General features: G+C 62.2%; 19 protein-coding genes, 3 tRNA genes and 1 pseudogene. 12 read left to right on the top strand and 11 right to left on the bottom strand.

Annotated features, from left to right (window positions below):
* Positions 1–38: 38 nt before the first annotated feature.
* The gene (locus NKI20_RS13260) at positions 39–926 is read left to right on the top strand and encodes a DMT family transporter (protein ID WP_352831081.1); all 888 of its coding nucleotides are present in this window, start codon (positions 39–41) and stop codon (positions 924–926) included.
* A 67-nt stretch (positions 927–993) separates the two neighbouring features.
* On the opposite strand, the gene NKI20_RS13255 is transcribed toward NKI20_RS13260, so the two are convergent.
* Positions 994–1,067 (bottom strand) — tRNA-Gly (locus NKI20_RS13255).
* Between the two features lie 89 nt (positions 1,068–1,156).
* Positions 1,157–1,241, bottom strand: a tRNA-Tyr gene (locus NKI20_RS13250).
* A gap of 198 nt (positions 1,242–1,439) precedes the next feature.
* On the opposite strand from NKI20_RS13250, the gene rlmB reads away from it, so the two are divergent.
* Positions 1,440–2,288, top strand: a complete 849-nt coding sequence (gene rlmB, locus NKI20_RS13245) for a 23S rRNA (guanosine(2251)-2'-O)-methyltransferase RlmB (protein ID WP_352831079.1) — start codon at positions 1,440–1,442, stop codon at positions 2,286–2,288.
* Between the two features lie 107 nt (positions 2,289–2,395).
* Here the strand turns inward: rlmB and NKI20_RS13240 are convergent, their stop codons facing one another.
* The 3 genes from NKI20_RS13240 to gcl all read right to left on the bottom strand — a co-directional run bounded on the left by NKI20_RS13240 (position 2,396) and on the right by gcl (position 5,971).
* Positions 2,396–3,313, bottom strand: coding sequence for a 2-hydroxy-3-oxopropionate reductase (locus tag NKI20_RS13240; protein ID WP_352831077.1), 918 nt, complete (start codon positions 3,311–3,313; stop codon positions 2,396–2,398).
* Between the two features lie 61 nt (positions 3,314–3,374).
* A complete protein-coding gene (gene otnI / locus NKI20_RS13235) occupies positions 3,375–4,172 on the bottom strand; it encodes a 2-oxo-tetronate isomerase (protein WP_352831075.1) in 798 nt (265 codons plus the stop codon).
* Positions 4,173–4,189: 17 nt separating this feature from the next.
* A complete protein-coding gene (gene gcl, locus NKI20_RS13230) occupies positions 4,190–5,971 on the bottom strand; it encodes a glyoxylate carboligase (protein WP_352831073.1) in 1,782 nt (593 codons plus the stop codon).
* Positions 5,972–6,184: 213 nt separating this feature from the next.
* On the opposite strand from gcl, the gene bhcR reads away from it, so the two are divergent.
* Positions 6,185–7,003 (top strand): HTH-type transcriptional regulator BhcR, encoded by an 819-nt coding sequence (gene bhcR / locus NKI20_RS13225; protein ID WP_352602467.1) that lies wholly within the window; start codon positions 6,185–6,187, stop codon positions 7,001–7,003.
* A 71-nt stretch (positions 7,004–7,074) separates the two neighbouring features.
* Here the strand turns inward: bhcR and NKI20_RS13220 are convergent, their stop codons facing one another.
* The gene (locus NKI20_RS13220; RefSeq protein WP_352831071.1) at positions 7,075–7,380 is read right to left on the bottom strand and encodes a BA14K family protein; all 306 of its coding nucleotides are present in this window, start codon (positions 7,378–7,380) and stop codon (positions 7,075–7,077) included.
* 243 nt (positions 7,381–7,623) lie between these two features.
* A complete protein-coding gene (locus NKI20_RS13215; protein ID WP_023757987.1) occupies positions 7,624–7,791 on the bottom strand; it encodes a hypothetical protein in 168 nt (55 codons plus the stop codon).
* Between the two features lie 153 nt (positions 7,792–7,944).
* Here NKI20_RS13215 and NKI20_RS13210 point away from each other — a divergent pair.
* A tRNA-Thr gene (locus NKI20_RS13210) sits at positions 7,945–8,020 on the top strand.
* 78 nt (positions 8,021–8,098) lie between these two features.
* On the opposite strand, the gene NKI20_RS13205 is transcribed toward NKI20_RS13210, so the two are convergent.
* Positions 8,099–8,551 (bottom strand): MarR family winged helix-turn-helix transcriptional regulator, encoded by a 453-nt coding sequence (locus NKI20_RS13205; RefSeq protein WP_023759357.1) that lies wholly within the window; start codon positions 8,549–8,551, stop codon positions 8,099–8,101.
* Between the two features lie 35 nt (positions 8,552–8,586).
* Between NKI20_RS13205 and NKI20_RS13200 the strand changes: the two are divergent.
* Positions 8,587–9,720 (top strand): annotated as a pseudogene (locus tag NKI20_RS13200) (FAD-dependent oxidoreductase).
* Between the two features lie 332 nt (positions 9,721–10,052).
* Here NKI20_RS13200 and NKI20_RS13195 read toward each other — a convergent pair.
* Both NKI20_RS13195 and NKI20_RS13190 read right to left on the bottom strand, forming a co-directional pair.
* Positions 10,053–10,250 carry a hypothetical protein gene (locus NKI20_RS13195; RefSeq protein ID WP_352831068.1) on the bottom strand — a complete coding sequence of 66 codons (198 nt, stop codon included), beginning with the start codon at positions 10,248–10,250 and terminating at the stop codon, positions 10,053–10,055.
* Positions 10,251–10,378: 128 nt separating this feature from the next.
* Complete coding sequence (locus tag NKI20_RS13190) at positions 10,379–10,948, bottom strand: DUF2569 family protein (protein WP_352831066.1); 570 nt, start codon at positions 10,946–10,948, stop codon at positions 10,379–10,381.
* A gap of 586 nt (positions 10,949–11,534) precedes the next feature.
* Between NKI20_RS13190 and NKI20_RS13185 the strand changes: the two genes are divergently transcribed.
* Positions 11,535–12,884, top strand: coding sequence for a calcium-binding protein (locus tag NKI20_RS13185; protein ID WP_352602477.1), 1,350 nt, complete (start codon positions 11,535–11,537; stop codon positions 12,882–12,884).
* A gap of 205 nt (positions 12,885–13,089) precedes the next feature.
* On the opposite strand, the gene NKI20_RS13180 is transcribed toward NKI20_RS13185, so the two are convergent.
* Positions 13,090–13,704: a TetR/AcrR family transcriptional regulator gene (locus NKI20_RS13180; RefSeq protein ID WP_023759364.1), complete on the bottom strand. Its 615-nt coding sequence runs from the start codon at positions 13,702–13,704 to the stop codon at positions 13,090–13,092.
* Between the two features lie 91 nt (positions 13,705–13,795).
* Here NKI20_RS13180 and NKI20_RS13175 point away from each other — a divergent pair, with 91 nt between their 5' ends.
* The 6 genes from NKI20_RS13175 (at position 13,796) to NKI20_RS13150 (ending at position 19,684) form a co-directional block, all read left to right on the top strand.
* Positions 13,796–14,887 carry a polyamine ABC transporter substrate-binding protein gene (locus NKI20_RS13175; protein WP_352831064.1) on the top strand — a complete coding sequence of 364 codons (1,092 nt, stop codon included), beginning with the start codon at positions 13,796–13,798 and terminating at the stop codon, positions 14,885–14,887.
* Between the two features lie 13 nt (positions 14,888–14,900).
* Positions 14,901–15,746: an ABC transporter permease gene (locus NKI20_RS13170; RefSeq protein WP_352831062.1), complete on the top strand. Its 846-nt coding sequence runs from the start codon at positions 14,901–14,903 to the stop codon at positions 15,744–15,746.
* Between the two features lies 1 nt (position 15,747).
* Complete coding sequence (locus tag NKI20_RS13165) at positions 15,748–16,530, top strand: ABC transporter permease (RefSeq protein ID WP_352831060.1); 783 nt, start codon at positions 15,748–15,750, stop codon at positions 16,528–16,530.
* The gene (locus NKI20_RS13160) at positions 16,527–17,591 is read left to right on the top strand and encodes an ABC transporter ATP-binding protein (RefSeq protein ID WP_352831058.1); all 1,065 of its coding nucleotides are present in this window, start codon (positions 16,527–16,529) and stop codon (positions 17,589–17,591) included. The genes NKI20_RS13165 and NKI20_RS13160 overlap by 4 nt, the downstream gene beginning before the upstream one ends.
* A 2-nt stretch (positions 17,592–17,593) precedes the next feature.
* On the top strand, positions 17,594–18,355 hold the full coding sequence (locus NKI20_RS13155) for an MBL fold metallo-hydrolase (protein ID WP_352831056.1): 762 nt from the start codon (positions 17,594–17,596) through the stop codon (positions 18,353–18,355).
* 555 nt (positions 18,356–18,910) lie between these two features.
* Positions 18,911–19,684, top strand: coding sequence for an NAD kinase (locus NKI20_RS13150; RefSeq protein ID WP_352831054.1), 774 nt, complete (start codon positions 18,911–18,913; stop codon positions 19,682–19,684).
* Positions 19,685–19,837: the final 153 nt, after the last annotated feature.

Below are 19,837 nucleotides of genomic sequence, written 5' to 3'. Positions count from 1 at the left end.
CCATTGCTGAAGTCATCGAGGTCTGATCTCCTGACCGGATGCATTTCATCCCACCCTCAATCCGTGGCCCGTTGTTCATGATCGTTTCGACGGGATCGTATCTCGTCAACGACACGATGATGAAACTCGCCACGTCAGGCCTGCCGTCCTACGAAGTGCTGTTTCTGCGCGGTGCCGCGGCGACACTCTGGGGCTTTCCGCTGTTGTTCGCACTGGGCTACGGCAAGCAGATTCCGTTGATCTTCGACGGCCGTGTGCTGCGCAGAAACCTGCTCGAGATGGCGGCGATCCTCTGCTATGTCGTCGCGCTCGCCAACATGCAGATCGCCGATTCCACCGCGCTCGGACAGATCACGCCGCTCTTGATGCTGGTCGGCTCCTCGATCCTGTTTGGCGAACGGATCGGCGGGCAGCGCATGGCGCTGATCGGGCTCGGCTTCATCGGCGCGCTGATGGTGGCGCAGCCGACCATGCAAGGCATTTCCGTCTACGCCCTGCTGGCGCTCGGCAACGCAGCCCTTGCGGCGGCGCGCGACCTTGCCGGCCGGCGGGTCTCGGCCGAGGTGCCTGGGATGATCGTGGCGATTTCCGCCGTCGTGGTTGTGCTGATCGGCGCCGGTGCCGCGCATCTGGTTTCCGAGCGCTGGGTGATGCCCGGGATGCACCACCTGCTGCTGATGGCCGGCGCCGGATTTTTCCTGATCTTCGGCCACTTCTTCATCTTCATGGCCTACCGCGTCGGACCGACCAGTGCCGTGGCGCCATTCTACTATTGCTTCACCGTCTGGGCGGTGATTTCAGGCCTACTGGTGTTCGGGCAATTCCCCAACGCGCTGGCGATCTGCGGCATCCTGCTGGTTGTCGGCAGCGGGCTGACCATCGTGTCGCTGGATCAGCGCAAGCGCCGGCTGACTGTCGTCGCGTAGTCACCGTCTCGTCGAGCCAAGCAGCACCGCGCGGCGTCCCGGTCTGCCGATCGTAGGAATGAAAAACTGGAGCGGGTAGCGGGAATCGAACCCGCATATTCAGCTTGGAAGGCTGCTGCTCTACCACTGAGCTATACCCGCGCCTTTCCTGAAGTACCGGATTCACCCGAAAAGCGCCATGCACTTTTCGGTCCGATTCTTCTCGCGTTTCAGGGCTTCCGGGCCGGCAGTGGTGGAGAGGGTTGGATTCGAACCAACGTAGGCTAAGCCAACGGATTTACAGTCCGTCCCCTTTAACCACTCGGGCACCTCTCCAATCTGCCGCCGGAGCCATGCAACGAGGCATTCGCGCCAATCCGGACCCGAGATATGTCTTCTCCGAAACCAGCGCAGCGCCTTATGGCGGCAAGCCCATTGGGTGTCAACCGCGCAACCAGCGTTTTTCGTTTCTGTTCGCCGGCTGCGGCGACGGGCCGTATCCTTGGCCGGAGGACACGGCTATAGAAGCCAGCCATGAGCGATAAAACCAACACCCCGAAAGACACCCATTACGCCAAGCTGCGCCGCGCCTATCGCGACGAGAAAAGCGGCGGCGCGCCGGCGTTCAGGCCGCGGCAGCCGGTTCCGCCGGGCGAAAATGCCGCGGACGGCCTGGTGCGGCTCTATGGCCTGCACACGGTGCGGGCGGCACTCGACAACCCGCGCCGCAAGATCAGGAAGATGATGGTGACGCGCAATGCGGCCGAGCGCCTCGAAATCGCCGATCTCGCCGCCCTGCCCTTCAAGACGGAACTGGTCGAACCCAGGGACATCGACAAGGTCACCGGCTCGGACGCCGTGCACCAGGGCGTGGTGATCGAGGCCGAGCCACTGAAACCGAAGCGGCTCGATGCACTCGGCGATGCCAAGCTGGTGCTGGTGCTCGACCAGATCACCGATCCGCACAATGTCGGCGCCATCATGCGCTCGGCGGTCGCCTTCGGCGCCGGCGCGCTGATCACCACGGCTCGACACAGCCCGCAGGAATCCGGCGTGCTGGCAAAATCCGCCTCCGGCGCGCTGGAGCATATCGACCAGATCGAGGTGAAGAACCTCGCCGATGCGCTCGGCCAACTGCACGAGGCCGGTTTTCAGACCATCGGCCTCGATTCGGACGGGCCGGCGGAACTCGAAACCAGCTTTGCCGGTGACAAGATAGCGCTGGTGCTGGGTGCCGAGGGCAAGGGCCTGCGCCAGAAGACGCGCGAGACGGTGACGACGCTGGCGCGGCTCGACATGCCCGGCGCCATCCATTCGCTCAACGTATCCAATGCCGCGGCGATCAGCCTTTACGTGGCGCGGACATTCTTGAAGCGCGGCTGAGCCAGGACGGCAGAAACATCTGGAAACGAGAAACAGGTTCCAGCGACAGACGCCGGAACCCGTTCTTCGACAGGAAAGAGTTTGCGGCTTGGGAACGTTGCGCCGCCCTATGCCGCTTTACCTTTGGTTTCGGCTGCCTTGCTACCGACCTCGAAATTCGCCATCCGCTCCAGCGCCCTGACCAGGGCCGAATGATCCTCCTTTGCGCCGCCATTGGCCGCGCAGGAATTGAACAGCTGCTGCGTGGTCGAGGTGTTGGGCAGCGACACGCCGAGCGCCTTAGCACCCTCCAGCGCCAGGTTCAAATCCTTCTGATGCAGCTCGATGCGGAAACCCGGAGCGAAGGTGCGCTTGACCATGCGCTCGCCATGCACTTCCAGAATGCGCGAAGCCGCCAGCCCGCCCATCAGCGCCTGCCTGACCTTGGCCGGATCGGCGCCGGCTTTTGACGCAAAAACAAGCGCTTCGGCGACGGCTTCAATGGTCAGCGCGACGACGATCTGGTTGGCCACCTTTGTGGTCTGGCCAACGCCGTTGGGGCCGACCAAAGTGATGTTCTTGCCCATCTTCTCGAAGATGGGTTTGGCGCGCTCGAACGGCTTTTCCTCGCCACCAACCATGATGGTCAGCGACGCAGCCTTGGCCCCGACCTCGCCGCCCGAGACCGGCGCGTCGAGATAGTCGCAACCCAGCTCGTTGATCTTCTTGGCAAAAACCTTGGTGGCGATCGGCGAGATCGAGCTCATGTCGATGACCAGCTTGCCCTCCGTCAGGCCGGACGCGACGCCATTGTCGCCGAACAGAACGTCGGCGACCTGTGGGGTGTCGGGCACCATCAGGATGATGATGTCGGCAGCCTTGGCCACAGCCGCATGGCCGGAGACCGACTTCAGGCCCTTGGCGACGAGATCAGCAGGCGGCTTGGAGCGATGATCGCTGGCGATGACCTTGTAGCCCGCATCCAGCAGATGCCCCGCCATCGGCGCGCCCATGATGCCGAGGCCGATGAAACCGATGGTTTCCATTGTGGTTCTCCGTTTTTTGTTAGGGCGAAAGAACGCGAACTTAGTTTGTTAGCCTCAGCGACTAAGCCGCCGCGCTCCCCTTCCCGCTCAATTCCCTGAACCATCCCAACCCAGCTTCCGTGCCGGCCTTCGGCTTGTATTCCGCCCCGATCCAGCCGGAATAGCCGATGCGGTCGATGTGCTCGTAGAGGAACGGAAAGTTGATCTCGCCCGTCCCCGGCTCGTGACGGCCGGGATTGTCCGCAAGCTGGATATGCGCGATGCGGCTGAGATTAGCCTCGATAGTACGGGCGAGATCCCCCTCCATGATCTGCATGTGATAGATGTCGTACTGCAGGAACAGGTTCTTCGACCCGATACGATCGATCAGCGCCAGCGCCTGTTCGGAGTGTGTGAGGAAGAAACCCGGAATGTCGCGCGTGTTGATGGGCTCGATCAGCAGCCTGATGCCGGCCTGTTCCAGCTTCTCCGCCGCGAAGGCGAGATTTTCGGCAAAGACATCCTCCAGCACTTTGCGGTCGGCGCCCGCCGGCGCGATGCCTGCCAGGCAGTTGACCTGCTGGCAGCCAAGCGCTTGCGCATAGGCGACCGCCTTGGCGATGCCCTGGCGGAATTCCGGCACGCGGTCCGGCAATGCGGCAATACCGCGCTCGCCCTTGCCCCAGTCGCCTGCCGGCAGGTTGAACAGCACCTGGGTCAGGCCGTTCTTCTTCAGCCGGGCAGCGACGATTTCGGGCGCATGGTCATACGGGCCGATATATTCGACGCCCTTGAAGCCGGCGCGGGCGGCCGCATCGAAACGGTCGAGGAAGTCATGCTCGCCAAAGAGCATCGACAGATTGGCTGAAAACCGTGGCATTCGTCTTGTCCTTCTTCTCAATCCAACATCACGATCGCCGTGGGCGCATCTTCCTGATGCTCGGCAAGGTCCTCGAATTCGGTGATCTTGTCGATCTCGGTGCCCATGGAGACGTTGGTGACGCGTTCGAGGATGAATTCGAGCACGACCGGAACCTGGTGTTCTTTCATCAGCCGCTGCGCCTCCTTGAAGGCGGCGGCAAATTCCTCGGGCTTGCGCACCCTGACCGCCTTGCAGCCCATCGCCTCTGCAACCGCAACGTGGTCGACGCCATAGCCAGCTTCGGGATCACCTGATCGGTTGATGTTCTCGAAGGCGAGACTGACCTCGAAATCCATCGAAAAACCGCGCTGCGCCTGGCGGATCAAGCCAAGATAGGCGTTGTTCACGACGACATGGAGATAGGGCAATTTGTGCTGCGCGCCGACCGCCAGTTCCTCGATCATGAACTGGAAATCATAGTCGCCCGACAGCGCGACGATGGTGCGGTCGGGATCGGCGGCGCGAACGCCAAGGGCTGCCGGCAAGGTCCAGCCGAGCGGGCCGGCCTGGCCGCAATTGATCCAGTTGCGCGGCTTGTAGACATGCAGGAATTGCGCGCCGGCGATCTGCGACAGGCCGATCGTGGTGACATAGGTGACGTCGCGGCCAAACGCCTTGTTCATCTCCTCGTAGACGCGCTGCGGCTTCAGCGGCACCTGGTCGAAATGCGTCTTGCGCTTCATCGTCTTCTTGCGGGCCTGGCACTCTTTCGCCCAGGCGGACCAGTCGCGCAGTTTTCCTGCCGTCTTCCACTCGGTGGCAACGTCGAGCAGCATCTTCAGAGCCGCACCCGCATCCGACACGACGCCGAGGTCCGGCGCGAAGACACGGCCGATCTGGGTGGGCTCGATGTCGATATGGATGAATTTTTTGCCCTTGGTGTAGACATCGACCGAGCCGGTGTGCCGATTGGCCCAGCGGTTGCCGATGCCGAAGACGAAGTCGGCCTCCAGCATCGTCGCATTGCCATAACGGTGCGAGGTCTGCAGGCCGCACATGCCGGCCATCAGCCGGTGGTCGTCCGGGATCGCGCCCCAGCCCATCAGCGTCGGGATGACCGGAACGCCCGAGATTTCGGCGAATTCGATGAGCAGATCAGACGCATCGGCGTTGATGATCCCACCGCCGGCGACGATCAGCGGCCTCTCGGCCGCGTTGAGCATCGTCAGCGCCTTTTCGGCCTGCGCGCGCGTCATGGCCGGTTTGAACGGCGTCAACGGCTCATAGGCATCGATGTCGAACTCTATCTCGGCCAGCTGAACATCGACCGGCAGGTCGATCAGCACCGGGCCCGGTCGCGACGAGCGCATCAGATGAAACGCCTTCTGCAGCACCATGGGCACCAGATAGGGCTCCATGACGGTGACCGCCCATTTCGCGACCGGCGCGGCGATGGCTGATATGTCGACGGCCTGGAAATCCTCCTTGTTCAGGCGCGCGCGTGGCGCCTGACCGGTGATGCACAGGATCGGAATGGAATCCGCGGCGGCCGAATAGAGCCCGGTAATCATGTCGGTGCCGGCCGGACCCGAGGTGCCAATGCACAGGCCGATATTGCCAGCCTTGGCGCGGGTATAGCCCTCCGCCATGTGCGAGGCGGCCTCGACGTGACGGGCAAGCACATGGCGGATGGTGCCCCTCGCCTTCATCGCCGAATAGAACGGATTGATCGCCGCGCCCGGCACGCCGAAAGCGCAGGAAATACCTTCCTTTTCGAGAACGAGAACCGCGGCATCGACAGCGCGCATCCTGGCCATTTCCAGCCCTCCACAGGGTTTGTCATTGTTGGATTGGCCAAGGATGCCAGCAAGTCAGCTATTTTTCAATTTTTTCAGAATATTTTTTCATTTCTAGAAAACTGCGACTATATCTTGATTTTATTGGATTTTCTGTTTTCCAGAAACGCATCCATCCAACCGAGTGAAAAAGTTTTTCATTGCCTGTTTGGCGAAATCGGCGAGAATGGCGACATGGAAACAACAGAAAAACGCCAGCGCGGCCGCCCGCGCGCTTTCAACGGCCCATCGGAGGCTTCGGTGCAGTCGCTCGATCGGGCGTTGCGTATCCTGGCCATCGTCGCGGAGGGCAGCGGCCTGTCGTTGAGCGAGATATCGGCGCAGAGCGGCTTGGCCGCGTCGACCGCCTACCGCATGCTGACGACGCTGCAAAACCACGGCATGGTCGAATTCGATACCAGCGATCAGTTGTGGTCGATCGGCGTCGAGACCTATCGAATGGGCGCGGCCTTCCTGCGCCGCCGCAAGCTGGTCGACCGCGCCCGTGTCGTCATGCAGGAGCTGATGGAGAGAACCGGCGAGACCGCCAATCTCGGCGTCGCCGAGGATGATTGCGTGATCTTCGTCAGCCAGGTCGAGACCCATCAGGCGATCCGCGCCTTCTTCCGGCCGGGCACACGCAGCCCTTTCCATGCGTCGGGCATCGGCAAGGCGGTGCTGGCGCATCTCGAGCCGGAGCGCGTCGGAACTATCCTGCGCAAGGCAGGGCTGCAGCGCTTCACCGACAAGACGCTGTCCGACATCTCCGCCCTCGCCCACGATCTGGCACGAATCAAGCTGCGCGGCTGGTCGGTCGACGACGAGGAGCGGCACCCCGGCATGCGCTGCGTGGCGGCCGCCATCTTCAACGAATTCGGCGAGCCGATCGGCGGCGTTTCGGTCTCCGGGCCGACCGTGCGGGTGACGCCGGAGCGGCTGGCCGAAATCGGCCCGCTGGTGCGCGATGCCGCGGCCGAGGTGACCAGGATGATCGGCGGCGTCAGCTCGGCCTGAGATCATACGAACAGCGAAAAGAGAGGCGGTGGGGCGCCCCTCTTTTCAGCTGATTGGAACGCCACCTCCTCTCAGAGCCGGCAGTAGTGACGATAGCCGTCGTGGCCGATATAGGTGTCGGAGTCGACGTCGTAGCTTGCGTAACGATCGTAGCAGCGGCGGACATGCCATGAGCCGCCGTCTTCGTCGACATAGACGGTCCGGGGCTGCTGGGAGAGCAGGCTGCCCAGTACAAAACCGCCAACGCCTGCGGCGATGCCGATACCGATGTCGCGGTTGTGATGGCTGTGGGCGGCCGAGGGCTGAACGGTGCCGAGCAGAGAGCTGGCGGCGACGGCGGTGGCGATGACGCCGGAAACGAGTGTGCGCGTGAACATGATGATCTCCTTGCTTCGTTGACCGAGGCGATCCATCCGCCTCTTGATCATCTGTCGCTGCGGCAAGGAAAAAGGTTCGAATCTTTTTTCGATTTTTCTGGAACGGCTTGGTTCGCTTGGGCCGTGGTCGTGCTGGCGGCCAGTTCGGCCCGCAGAGATCGGCGAGGACGTTGACGATGGCCAATGTCCTCTTTGCTAGGGAGATCGGTAGCTTCGCCGGCGGCCTGCTTCGTGGCTACTCTCTCACCCCATGCCCGTGACGTGGCGAAGCCAGAAGGCGAGCGCGATGAAGCCGATGATGGTGGTCACGCCAACCCAGTCGACATTGGCCTTCTTCACATCGTTGATGATCTTCACCAGCAGCATCCAGGCTACGAAGATGATCGGGAGAATGATGACAAATCTGATCATGCCACACCCCTGCTCGAAGCGATTGCAACGTTTCCATATGTAGGAAACAATCCGGCGGTTTTCAGGATGCCCTCCCCGACGGCCCACATCACATGCCGGGCAAACGGAGTTTTGTCTTTACTGGCGCAACAAATATGTTAACCGGAGTGCCGTGCCCTTGTAGCTCAGCTGGTAGAGCAGCGGTTTTGTAAACCGAAGGTCGGCGGTTCGATTCCGTCCGGGGGCACCATCCCACACGAGCCTCGACGACGTTCGGGAACAGTTCGGTCGGTTTACCGCTAACCGCAATTCGATCGGTATGCTTTGCTCACTGCTCAAGCGCTTCGATATTCGCGAGGACGCGCTGGAGCAGCGACACGAGTGTGTCGACCTCCTCCGGCGACAGACCTTTCATGATATCGGCATTGCCCTGCCGCAGTATCGCGCGGCCAGCCGGCAATCGCGCAAGCGCTTCGTCCGTCAGCGATATCAGGCTCGAGCGCCCGTCGCGCGGATCGGGCTCACGCTTGACGATGCCATCGCGCTCCATCCGGGCGAGCATCTGAGCCATGGTCGGCTGCTCCACCTTCGCCCAACGCGCGAGTTCCGTCTGTGACAGTCGTTCTCCATCCTTGAGTGCCACCAGTACGGGCAACTGCGCCGTGGCGAAGCCGAGGTCGCGCAGCCGCGCGTCGCCGATACGGCTCAGTTCGCGTGCGATACGGCTGAAGTAATGGCCAGGATGGCGAAGCGGCTCCCAATCATCATCGGTATTGGGCATTGCATAGGCTCCTATGTTCATTTACATAGGCTCCTATGTACATGGAGGTTGATGATATGGCAATGGATCGGATCGCGATCATCGGCGGCGGCCCCGGCGGGCTGTTGCTGGCGAGACTGCTGCAATTGGGCGGTCTCTCCCCCGTCGTGTTCGAGCGGGATGCGCATGCCGGGGAGCGGCCGCAAGGCGGATCGCTCGACCTGCATGACGAAACTGGCCAACGCGCGATGCGGCTGGCGGGCCTAGAATCCGAGTTCACCACTGCGGCCCGCCCCGAGGATCAGGGGGACCGGCTTTGCGACGTTGACGGCACCCTGCTGTTCGACCGCAACGGGCCCGCTGACGATCGGCCCGAAATCGATCGGACGATCCTGCGTCAGATCCTTCTGGATGCGCTCACGCCCGGCACGGTGCGCTGGGGACATCGCGTCCTCGAAATCACGCCTGCCGACGATGGCCATGCGCTGATCGGCGATAGGTGGTGCGAGCGCTTCGATGTGGTGGTCGGCGCAGATGGCGCATGGTCGCGCGTTCGACCGCTGCTCAGCCATGCCGTGCCAGCCTATGAAGGCGTGACATTGGTCGAACTGGGCTTCGGCGTAGAACGGCATCCCGCCATCGACGCACTGACAGGCAGTGGCAAGATGTTTGCGGTCGGTAACAATCGCGTCCTGATCACCCAGCGAAACGGGCTCGGCCATATTCGCGGATATGCCGGCCTGCGCCTGGACGAGGCGACCGCGCGGAACTGGCAGGCGGTGTCGCCCGAAAGGGTGCGCGCAGAGTTGCGTGAGCCCTTCGCCGAATGGGCTCCCGCGTAGGAAATCATCGAGACCGGGGATTTCATCGCGGTCCGTCCACTCTATGCGCTGCCTGTCGGGCATCGCTGGACCAGTCGTTCGGGGCTGACTCTCCTGGGCGATGCGGCGCACCTGATGTCTCCCTTCTCGGGTGAAGGGGTGAATCTCGCGCTCGCCGATGCAGTTGATCTCGCCGAGGCATTGACCTCGGGCCACGGCTGGCGGGCCGTCACCGGATATGAAGAGGCAATGGCGGGACGGGCTGCCATCGCGGCAGAAGGGGCTGCTCAGGGCCTGAGCGGCGCCTTCTCGTCCGAGGGAGCTAGTCCGGTTTTGCAACATTACTTGTCACGGGTGAATGAACATTGACAGCAGACAAGGTGGTTGGACCCCGGTGGTACCCAGTTCACTGGCGGGTAACTTGGTTACTGGCAGTCACAAGAGGCACCGATAACTTTGCAGCTTGATGAGCTTTCGTGCCCTTCTTCACCGGGCACGCGAGGTCGACTTTATGGATGTCGCGCTGTTTTACGCCGCCTTGTTCTATGTCGGCTGGATCGCGAGCGCCGGTCCAACATAAACAATGCAGCTAGCTTAGTAGGTCCGCCATTTCAAACCCAATCGCCGCCACCAATATCCGGTTCTGCCTCCGTATCGCCGCGCGCAGTTCCGGTATCTTCGCCGCGTCGCGCTTCACGAACTCAATGAACATCATGTTCATGTTGTTGAAGACCAGTTCGCCGAGCGCTTCCCCATCGATGCCGCACCAGGCCGAGCGCCTGCAGCCGGGCGATGAGCGCGCGGATCTGCTTGGTGAGCGCGCGGTCTTGCCCGGTATAGGCCTGGCCGAACGGCCACTCGCCCGGTGGCATCGCGCTCTGCCAAAACAGGACTGACATCCTGTTATCCGACGGCATCCTCTATGACGGCACGCTGATCGATCGACGTCTATCACTCGGACATCCCCGACTACATGGCGACACTCACTCGCCTGAGCGACCTTGATGTCCGACCGCCCCGATATCTTTTATGAGGCGCTCGCAATTTGGGCAGATGCGTTCGCCCTGGTGAACGTATTCCTCACCCTCACTGACTTATAGACATAAGCGGTCCAGATGCCGGTCCCTACAAACGACGCTATGGCTGCCAGCAACGCATCACCTGCGAGCACCTTGTTCGCCGGAACGCCCAGAAGTGACGCGATCCAGATGGTGTCCAGGATGAATACGACCGGAATTGCAAACCACTGGAACAGAAACAACCGCGGGAAGCGGTGGCTTCGCCGCAGCATCGAAACAAGCACGACCAGCTGAAGCACCAGAAATGCCAGATTGAGGGCAAGCTCGCCATAGGCCGCCATGACCCCGTTCGGGAGAGCCATGAGTTGCTGGTAGCCTTCGGCCGAAATGGCCAAGTTGGCGAGTGTGCGCAGCGGTGACAATGCCTGACCGATCGCCAGCAGCATCAGCCAGCCGCCGATGCCGACAAGAGCCTCAGGATTCTGTGACGGCTTCGTGGCTGATCGAACAGCAAAGAAGACAGGCACGCCGATCAACAGCAGCACGATCGCCCAATGCCAGATGGAAAACGCCCCCATTTACCCCTCCCCTATTTATGCCCCTATAAGTTGTACCAGATTTCAAATTCAACTCAAGAGGCGAGCCTCGTCTGAAACCAAGTCTTATGCCGAGCGACGATTTCTCCTGTCTGCTCCTGACTCCTCACACCCCGATCGCCGCTACCAGTAGCCGGTTCTGCCTGCGTATCGCGGCGCGTACCTCCGGGGTCCTCGCCTCGTCGCGCTTCGCGATGAACATGGTGTCATGTTGCTGAAATCAGTTCGCCGAGCGCTGCCCTCGTCGATATCACTGCCGTATAAGGCCAAGCGCCTACGGCCGGGCGACCAGGGGCAAATCCGCGCGGTGAGCGAGCGATCGGGGCCCGGTACAGGCCTGGGGCCGAACGGGCTGTCGGGCAGTTGTGTCGAGATCGCCATCGCCTGCCGCCACATCTCCTGGGCCAGATAGTGCAGCGAGGTGCTTGATAGGATGTCGATCACCTTCCGATTTTTTGACACATTTTGTGATTTGCACGATACCGCTAACGGGGCTCTGGTAGGCGCAGGCCTTTCCGGCTTCAGGCACTTGGCGGAATGGGCGGGGCGGGGTGAAAGGTGGCCAACCATGGCCCAGGCAAGCACCATTGTCTTAAGCGGCGACTATGGCTACACCCAGTATAAGGCATCCGGCCTGCCCGCCGATACCACCATCGATGCCACCGACGCCTCGTGGATCGTCGCCAATCAGGGAAGCCCCACCAACCTCTATCCCTTCGCGGTCGTCAACCCCGGCGCCAACCTCCTGGCATTTGGCGGCACGATCAACGGCACGGTCTCCCAAACCGGCGACTGGGAGGACATTTACGTCAACTCCGCCGCAGTCCGTATAAATTCAGCCCACAACTTTGTCATCGACGATTGGACGGTTACCCAGCCCTGGGATGGCATCCGTGTCGGCGGCACGGGCACCTTCGTCATCGAAGATAGCTATGTCGGCTACTCCCGCGACGACGCGGTCGAGGACGATGACGTCATCGGCGGCACGATCAAGGATTCCCTGTTCGACCACGTGTTTTCCGGAGTGAGCCTTGGCGACGGTGACGTTGATGGGTCTGACAACACGGTCATCATGGATGGCATGCTTCTGGGCATGGGAGAGTACCTTCGCAAAGGCGAGATGACCCACGGTTCGCCGTTTAAACTCGACAAGGGGACAGGCTCTAACGATATCGTGCCCAGCCTGCACTTTATCGATTGTGTGGTGGCGATCACCGACGTGAACCACAACGGCATGGAGCGGCTGCAGCGGGCCTGGGACAAGACGGTCGAGTCGCACGGCAACTACTATCTCAACCTCTCTGACACGCCGCTGCCGTCCAGTTATCCAATGCCGCCCGACGGTTGGACGGTCCTTCAAGGCCAGGCGGCGCGCGACTACTGGGCCAACGCCAAGGCGGTCTGGCATGCAGCCCATGACGGGACTGACCAGCCACCGTCACCGCCGACCCCGCCTACCGACCCGACCACGGGAACTACCGGGGACGACACTTTTTTCGGCACTGCCGCGGCCGATACCTATGATGCTTTGGCTGGCAACGACATACTGTGGGGCCGGGGTGGCAACGACGTGCTCAACGGTGGCGCCGGCAAGGACACCTTCGTGTTTGACACGGCCTTTGGCCCGGACAATGTCGCTACGCTCCCCGACTTCCACGCAGCGGACGACGCGCTCTATCTCGACAACGCCGTCTTCACCAGCCTCGGCCCCGGATCGTTGTCCAGCCCGACGCAGGTGAACTCGTCCTATTTCGAGTTGCGCCAGCACGCCACCAGCCATAACGATTACCTGCTCTACAACCAGACCACAGGCATTCTGTACTATGACCCCGATGGCTCGAAATCGGCCGCTCAGGTGGAAATCGCCCACCTACAGGCCGGGGCGGTCCTGACCTTCCACGACGTGTACGTCATTTGATCGCCGATGCGATCGCACACGGCACTACGAAGCGCGGGCGTGAGGTCCGACGAGCTACGCCGGATTCTGTGAAGGCTTATTGGCGGATCGGACTGCAAAGATCCCTCCCCTAGAGATGCCGCTATGGGTTGCACTTCAGGTTCGACTCAAGAGGGCTGGGCACCGTCGCCTTCCAACGATCGATGCCGCCGCCTGTTCCTGGCAATTACACCCCAATCGCCGCCACCAGTATCCGGTTCTGCCTGCGTATCGCCGCGCGTAGCTCCGGTATCTTCGCCTTGTCGCGTTTAACGAACTCGATGAACATCATGTTCATGTTGTTGAAGATCAATTCGCCGAGCGCCGCCCCGTCGATGTCCTGCCGCACAAGGCCGAGCGCCTGCAGCCGGGCGATCAGCGCGCGGATCTGTTCGGTCAGCGCGCGGTCAAGCGCGGTGTAGGCCTGGCCGAACGGGCTGTCGGGCAGTTGCGTCGAGATCGCCATCGCCTGCCGCCACATCTCCTTGCTGAGATAGTGCAGCGAGTGCTCGATATAGATGCCGACCAGCGTGTCCAGCGCATCGCCGACATTGGCCGGCGGCCTGGCGACGACGCCCTGCCCGGCATTGAGCACCTCGTTGACCTCCAGCGAGACGATGGCGCCGAGGATGTCGCCCTTATTCTGATAGTAATTGTAGATGGTGCCGATCGAGACTTCGGCCTGGGCAGCGATAGCCTCGATCTTGGCACCCTCATAACCCGCGTCGCGGAAAAGCTCCGCGGCCGCCTCGATGATGCGGCGGTGCCGATCCGCCTTTTGCCTTGCCCGCAATCCGCTCATCTTAGCCTCTTGCCATAAAAACAGAATTGACTCAATTTTAGAATTGGTTCAATTTTTTGCAAGAAGCCACAAAGGCAAGGGAGAACACTCGATGTCCGCTAAACCTACATCTAGGAATCCGCTTTCCGTTCTGAAGAGCCATCTGCATGCCGCGTGCGCCGCCACGGCGCTGCTGCTTGGAGCAGGCAGCGCTGCCCAGGCCGCCGACCTCAATGCGCTGATCTGGTGCGATCATGCCGATCCGGCGTTGCTGCAACCCTTCGAGGAGGCCAACAATGTCAAGGTCAACGTCAAGGAATTCGAGGGCACCGGCGCTGGGCTCGCCATCGTCGAACAGTCGCAGCCCGGCGACTGGGACGTGATGGTGATCGACAGCATCGACGTGCCGCGCGGTGTCGAGAAAGGCCTGTTCGAGCCGCTGCCGGAAGACAGACTGCCGATGTCCGACCTGTTCCCGCAGGTGAAGATGGACGGCTCCACCGTGGTCGGCGGCAAGCGCTACGGCATCACCGAAAAGTTCGGCTACAACACGATCGGCTACAACAAGACCAAGGTGGATCCGGCCGATATGCAGTCGATGGCGGCGCTGACCGGCGACAAGTACAAGGGCAAGGTCGCCATCTACGACTACTATCTGCCGGTCATCGGCATGGCGGCGCTGGCCATCGGCAAGAAGACGGCGGATCTGACCGAAGCCGACCTGCCCGCCCTCAAGGACGAACTTCTCAAGATGAAGGCCAATGCCAAGCTTGTCGGCGAAGTGACCGCCAGCCAGACGGCGCTGGCGACCGGCGAGGTCGACATACTTGTTGGTGGCGGCGAATGGGTGACGGCGGGGCTGGCCAAGGAAAACCCGGCGCTGGACTTCTCTATTCCCAGAGAAGGTGCAGTTCTGTGGTCGCAGTCGCTGGCCATGTTCAAGGATTCCAAAAATAAGGACATGGCGCTGAAATTCATCCAGTACATCATGAGCCCGGAAGGCCAGGCGCGGCTTGCCACCTCGTCCTGCTACTGGGGCATGCCGGCGAACACCAAGGCGACGCTGACCGACGAGCAGAAAAAGATCCTGCGTTTCGACGAGCAGCCGGGCTTCCTCGCCCGCGCCCAGTCCTATCCGGCGCCGAACGCCGATCTCGACAAGAAGATGCAGGATATGTGGACCGAAATACTGCAGGCAAAATGAGCGATTGCGGCTGATGAAGTCAATTGGAAGCAACGGGCGTGCCTTGCCCTGGGCGCTGGTGACGCCAGCGCTCAGCTGGACGCTTTTGTTCTTCGTGCTGCCCTTCATCGCCATGGGGCTGTCCAGCCTGACGGCGCATGAGGGCGGCGGCTTCACGGCGTCCAACTACAGCCAGTTCTTCACCAACCCCTCCTACTGGCAAGCGATGGTGAACTCGCTTGAGGTGACGGCGATCGTCACCGTCGTCTCCGTGCTGCTCGCCTACCCGTTTGCCTGGATCCTGGCGGAACAGGTGCCGGAACGCTGGCAACGGCTGGCGCTGATGCTGGCCGTGCTGCCGTTCTGGACCTCCTATGTCGTGCGCTCCTATTCCTGGCTTCTGGTGCTGGCGCAGAACGGCGTGGTCAACCGGGCGCTGACCGGCACCGGCCTGTTCAGCGAGCCGCTGCAACTCGCCAATACACGGTTCGCCACCGTCACCGGCTTCGTGCATTTCTTCATCATGCTTTTGACGCTGACGATCTTCGCCAACCTCAAGCAGCTCAGCCCGAGCTACCGCAAGGCCGCCGCCGATCTCGGCGCCGGGCCGGTGCGCACCTTCCTGCATGTCGTCCTGCCGCTGACTTTGCCCGGCATCATGGTCGGCGCCTTCCTCACTTTCGTGCTGTGTATCGGCGACTACATCACGCCGCAGATCCTGGGCGGCAACAACGAACTCCTGATGCCGCAGCTGGTGATGATGCAGATCGGCCGGCGCGGCGACTTTCCGCTGGCCTCGGCGCTGTCGATCATCCTGATGGCGGTGGTCACCTTTGCCTATCTCGGCTGCGCGCGCTGGCTTAAGATCGAGCGGGCCTGAGATGGGCAGGATCGTCCGCATCGCCTCGTGGCTCTACGCCGTCCTGATCTACGGCTTCATCTTCCTGCCGGTGATCGTGCTGGTGCTGTTTTCGCTGCAGGCGACGTCGTTTCCGATCCCGCCCTTCACCGGCCCGTCGATGCGCTGGTACGAGGCGGTTCTCACGGACCCGCGGCTGACCTCGGCGCTGGTGAATTCGCTGCTGGTGGCGTCCATCTCGTCGCTCGCCGCCGTCACGCTCGGCTTCCTCTCGGCCTGGGGCTTTGCCCGTTTCGTCCTGCCCGGCTCCGGCCTGCTGCGCGGGCTGATCACGCTGCCACTGACGGTCAGCTATCTCATCATCGGCATGGGGCTTCTGGTGCTGTTCAACTGGGCTGGCGTGCCGAAATCGCTGCTTGCGGCAGGGATCGGCCATGTCGTGATCAACCTGCCGCTGTGCTTTGCCATCATCTACAGCCAGATGGGCGACCACCAGATCAACATCGAACGCGCCGCGCGCGATCTCGGCGCGCCGGAATGGAAAGTGCTGCTGTTGATCACCGTGCCGGTCATGGCGCCGGCCATCTTCGCCGGCTTCTTCCTGTCGATGACCTTCTCGTGGGACGAGTTCGTCATCTCCTTCCTTTTGACCCGTTTCGACACGACGTTGCCGGTGGAAATCTGGAACCTGCTGCGCTCCGGTCTCAATCCGAAAACCAATGCCGTCGGCTCGCTGGTCTTCGCCGTCTCGATCGTGCTGGTCGTGCTGTTCGAACTGACATTGCTGCGCAGGAGAAGAGCATGACCGCCCCCCTGGTCGATGTAAATTCCGTATCGCATCGCTTTGGCCAGCAAATCGTGCTGAAGAATGTCTCGCTCAAGATCGAGCCGGGCAGCTACACGATCCTGCTCGGACCCTCAGGCTCCGGCAAGACGACGCTGCTGTCCATTCTCGGCGGCTTCGTCAAACCGAGCGAAGGCAAAGTGTTCATCCGCGGCGAGGACTGCACCTCGGTGCCGCCGGCCAAGCGCCCGACGACGACGGTATTCCAGGATTACGCGCTGTTCCCGCATATGAGCGTCGGCGGCAATGTCGGCTTCGGCCTGCGCATGCAGGGCGTCGACGGCGCCACACGGGCGGCAAGGGCACGCGAGGCGCTGGCGCTGGTTGGGCTGGCCTCCGCTTTCGACAAGAAGCCGCATCAGCTCTCCGGCGGCCAGCGGCAGCGCGTGGCGCTGGCGCGTGCGCTGGTGATCGAACCGGCGGTGCTTTTGCTCGACGAGCCGCTCGGCGCGCTCGACCTCAAATTGCGCCGGCAGATGCAGGACGAGTTGAAGGCGATCCAGAAGCGCGTCGGCACAGCCTTCATCCATGTCACCCACGACCAGGAAGAAGCGATGGCGCTGGCCGACCATTGCGTGGTGATGAATGACGGGCGCATCGAGGACGAGGGGCCGCCCGAGCGCGTCTATGCGCGGCCGGCGACGCGCTTCTCCGCGACCTTCATGGGCGAAAGCACGATCCTCGCCGGCACGGTTGCGGAGGCCAAGGACAGGACCAGCACGGTCGCGACGCCGGTCGGGCGGATTTCACTGCCCTGCACGTTGCCGGTCGGCTCGGCCGTCGGGCTTGCCATACGGCCGGAGCATCTCGTCTTCGGCGTGGGCAGCGGCGGTGTCAGGCTGGGTACGGCCGAGGTGAGCGACATCGTCTTCCAGGGCAGCTTCAAGCGCGTGCTCGCCGTTTCCGTCGAAGATCCGTCGCTACACTTCATCGCCAGGCTGCCGCCTACCTCCACCGTCCAGCCCGGCGACACGGTCGCGATTTCGTGCGATATCGGCGCGATCATCCTTTTGACGGATTGAACATGGGCACGCTTCGGCTCATCGACGCGCCAGACTGGTACGAGACCATCCGCATGGCCGACGGTGTCACGCTGATCCACGAGCCGTGGATCAAGCCATTCTTCCGCTGCAACATGTGGCATGTGCGGGGCCGCGACCGCGATCTCCTGTTCGACACTGGCCTCGGCCATTTCAGCCTCAGGCGTCATGTGCCGCTGGTGAGCGAGCGACAACTGACCTGCGTCGCCAGCCACACGCATTTTGACCATATCGGCTGCCACCATGAATTTCCCGATCGCTGTGTGCATGCAGCCGAGGCTCAAATCCTCGCCGATCCGCGCAACGAATGGACCGCCGCCGGCACCTATGCGACCGACGAGATGTTCGATGGCATGCCGCAAGGCTGGGACACGGCGCGCTACCGCATTCTGCCCGCACCCGCCGGTCGTCTGCTCGCGCAGGGCGACGTCGTCGATCTCGGCGACCGCGCCTTCGAGGTGATCCATACGCCCGGCCACTCGCCCGGCGGCATCGCGCTCTACGAAAACAGGACGGGCATCCTGTTATCCGGCGACATCATCTATGACGGCCCGCTGATCGACGATGTCTACCACTCTGTGGTCGATGACTATATCGCCACCTTGCTGCGCCTGCGCGACCTCGACGTCTCGGTCGTGCATGGCGGCCATTTCCCGAGCTTCGGAAAAGTGCGCTATCGCCAGCTTATCGACGAGTACTTGGCGCAGAAGCGGCAAGCCGGCTGCCATCTGCGGCAGCGTTCATAGCTGAGGATCCGTTGGCGCAACAGCTGGAATGTCCGCTCAATATCCGGCACCCGGTCTTCGCTTCCAGCCAGGAAGCACATGCCCGGCCAGGTCAGGTCCGAGTTACAGCGCCCTTTGCGGACAAGGCGCCCCGGCGGCATCACCACAGCGCGACGCCGTGGGTTGAGGCCGGAAGCTCGTCTCTTCGGACTGGCGCACCAGTTCGGCAAAGAGGAGCGCGAAGCTTCCCAGCATCAGAAAGACGATGATCAGGCGTGTTACCGGCAATATGACAGCCTCGACTGGCTAGCCCCACGCCACCCATCCGATGCCCGGCTAACATGACGGGTCCGGCTTTACGAGAGCTTAAGCCCGGTCTTAACCATCACATTCGCGCAGCCTCTGACATGACGCGCGAACGGCAGGCCCGCATCCCGCCTTTTGCCGCCGCCTTGCCGCCCGGGGTGGCCTTGCCATCCGGGATGGCTCTCTTTGCAGACCTAGCCCGCCCATGCTACCCCGGCGCTGGCGCGGCCCAGCAACAGCCTGCTGCCAACCGGTCATCGTCAGGGAACCATGAGCAGAACCGCCAGCCGCATCGCCTTCGTCTCGTCCGATACCGCCGACGCCAAGACGGCGCTGGAAAGCCTGTCGGCGCGCTATGGACAGTCCTCCGTCGAGGATGCCGAGATCGTCGTCGCGCTCGGCGGTGACGGCTTCCTGCTGCAGACGCTGCGCGAGACGATGGGGACCGGCAAGAAGGTCTACGGCATGAACCGTGGCACCATCGGTTTCCTGATGAACGAGTACCGGTCCGGCGGGCTCACCGAGCGGATCGCGGCCGCGGTCGCCGAAACGATCCGCCCGCTGGAGATGCTGGCCGAGACCTCGGCAGGCGAAACGCTTTCGGCGCTGGCGATCAACGAAGTCGCGCTGTGGCGGCAATCCTATCAGACGGCCAAGATCCGCATCACCGTCGACGAGCAAATACGGCTCGAGGAACTGAGCTGCGACGGTGTGATGATCGCGACGCCGGCCGGGTCCACCGCCTACAATCTTTCCGCGCACGGGCCCATCCTGCCGCTCGACGCGCCACTGCTGGCGCTGACCCCGGTCAGCCCGTTTCGCCCGCGCCGCTGGCGCGGCGCGCTGCTCTCCAACAAGGCGACCGTGCGCTTCGACATTCTCGAGCCGGAAAAGCGGCCTGTGAACGCCGCCGCCGACCATACGGAAGTCAAGGCGGTGACCTCGGTCACGGTCAGGGAATCGCCCACTGCGACGGCGACGTTGCTGTTTGATCCCAACCATTCCTGGAACGAACGCATTCTCGCCGAACAGTTCCGCTATTGAGCCGGCGCCGCAACCGACACCTCGATTAAGCATCCCGATTAAGGTTACAACTTCACAATCGCGCCAATCACGGCCGTTTCTGTTGACAAATCGAGGGCTTGCTCCTAATTGCAATACCAATCTTGCAGGCGCGTGGCGCTTGCCGCGATAGAC

Source organism: Mesorhizobium sp. M0830 (genome assembly GCF_040319965.1).
Lineage (GTDB): Bacteria > Pseudomonadota > Alphaproteobacteria > Rhizobiales > Rhizobiaceae > Mesorhizobium.
Note: the sequence above shows the minus strand (reverse complement) of the source record. Positions and strands in the feature narration are given on the sequence as shown.

What these genes read in the sequence shown, in the direction of transcription:
- NKI20_RS13260 (WP_352831081.1), top strand. Translation starts at nt 39, where the DNA reads ATGCATTTCATCCCACCCTCAATCCGTGGCCCGTTGTTCATGATCGTT.
- rlmB (WP_352831079.1), top strand. Translation starts at nt 1,440, where the DNA reads ATGAGCGATAAAACCAACACCCCGAAAGACACCCATTACGCCAAGCTG.
- NKI20_RS13240 (WP_352831077.1), bottom strand. Translation starts at nt 3,313, where the DNA reads ATGGAAACCATCGGTTTCATCGGCCTCGGCATCATGGGCGCGCCGATG.
- otnI (WP_352831075.1), bottom strand. Translation starts at nt 4,172, where the DNA reads ATGCCACGGTTTTCAGCCAATCTGTCGATGCTCTTTGGCGAGCATGAC.
- gcl (WP_352831073.1), bottom strand. Translation starts at nt 5,971, where the DNA reads ATGGCCAGGATGCGCGCTGTCGATGCCGCGGTTCTCGTTCTCGAAAAG.
- bhcR (WP_352602467.1), top strand. Translation starts at nt 6,185, where the DNA reads ATGGAAACAACAGAAAAACGCCAGCGCGGCCGCCCGCGCGCTTTCAAC.
- NKI20_RS13220 (WP_352831071.1), bottom strand. Translation starts at nt 7,380, where the DNA reads ATGTTCACGCGCACACTCGTTTCCGGCGTCATCGCCACCGCCGTCGCC.
- NKI20_RS13215 (WP_023757987.1), bottom strand. Translation starts at nt 7,791, where the DNA reads ATGATCAGATTTGTCATCATTCTCCCGATCATCTTCGTAGCCTGGATG.
- NKI20_RS13205 (WP_023759357.1), bottom strand. Translation starts at nt 8,551, where the DNA reads ATGCCCAATACCGATGATGATTGGGAGCCGCTTCGCCATCCTGGCCAT.
- NKI20_RS13195 (WP_352831068.1), bottom strand. Translation starts at nt 10,250, where the DNA reads ATGTCAGTCCTGTTTTGGCAGAGCGCGATGCCACCGGGCGAGTGGCCG.
- NKI20_RS13190 (WP_352831066.1), bottom strand. Translation starts at nt 10,948, where the DNA reads ATGGGGGCGTTTTCCATCTGGCATTGGGCGATCGTGCTGCTGTTGATC.
- NKI20_RS13185 (WP_352602477.1), top strand. Translation starts at nt 11,535, where the DNA reads ATGGCCCAGGCAAGCACCATTGTCTTAAGCGGCGACTATGGCTACACC.
- NKI20_RS13180 (WP_023759364.1), bottom strand. Translation starts at nt 13,704, where the DNA reads ATGAGCGGATTGCGGGCAAGGCAAAAGGCGGATCGGCACCGCCGCATC.
- NKI20_RS13175 (WP_352831064.1), top strand. Translation starts at nt 13,796, where the DNA reads ATGTCCGCTAAACCTACATCTAGGAATCCGCTTTCCGTTCTGAAGAGC.
- NKI20_RS13170 (WP_352831062.1), top strand. Translation starts at nt 14,901, where the DNA reads ATGAAGTCAATTGGAAGCAACGGGCGTGCCTTGCCCTGGGCGCTGGTG.
- NKI20_RS13165 (WP_352831060.1), top strand. Translation starts at nt 15,748, where the DNA reads ATGGGCAGGATCGTCCGCATCGCCTCGTGGCTCTACGCCGTCCTGATC.
- NKI20_RS13160 (WP_352831058.1), top strand. Translation starts at nt 16,527, where the DNA reads ATGACCGCCCCCCTGGTCGATGTAAATTCCGTATCGCATCGCTTTGGC.
- NKI20_RS13155 (WP_352831056.1), top strand. Translation starts at nt 17,594, where the DNA reads ATGGGCACGCTTCGGCTCATCGACGCGCCAGACTGGTACGAGACCATC.
- NKI20_RS13150 (WP_352831054.1), top strand. Translation starts at nt 18,911, where the DNA reads ATGAGCAGAACCGCCAGCCGCATCGCCTTCGTCTCGTCCGATACCGCC.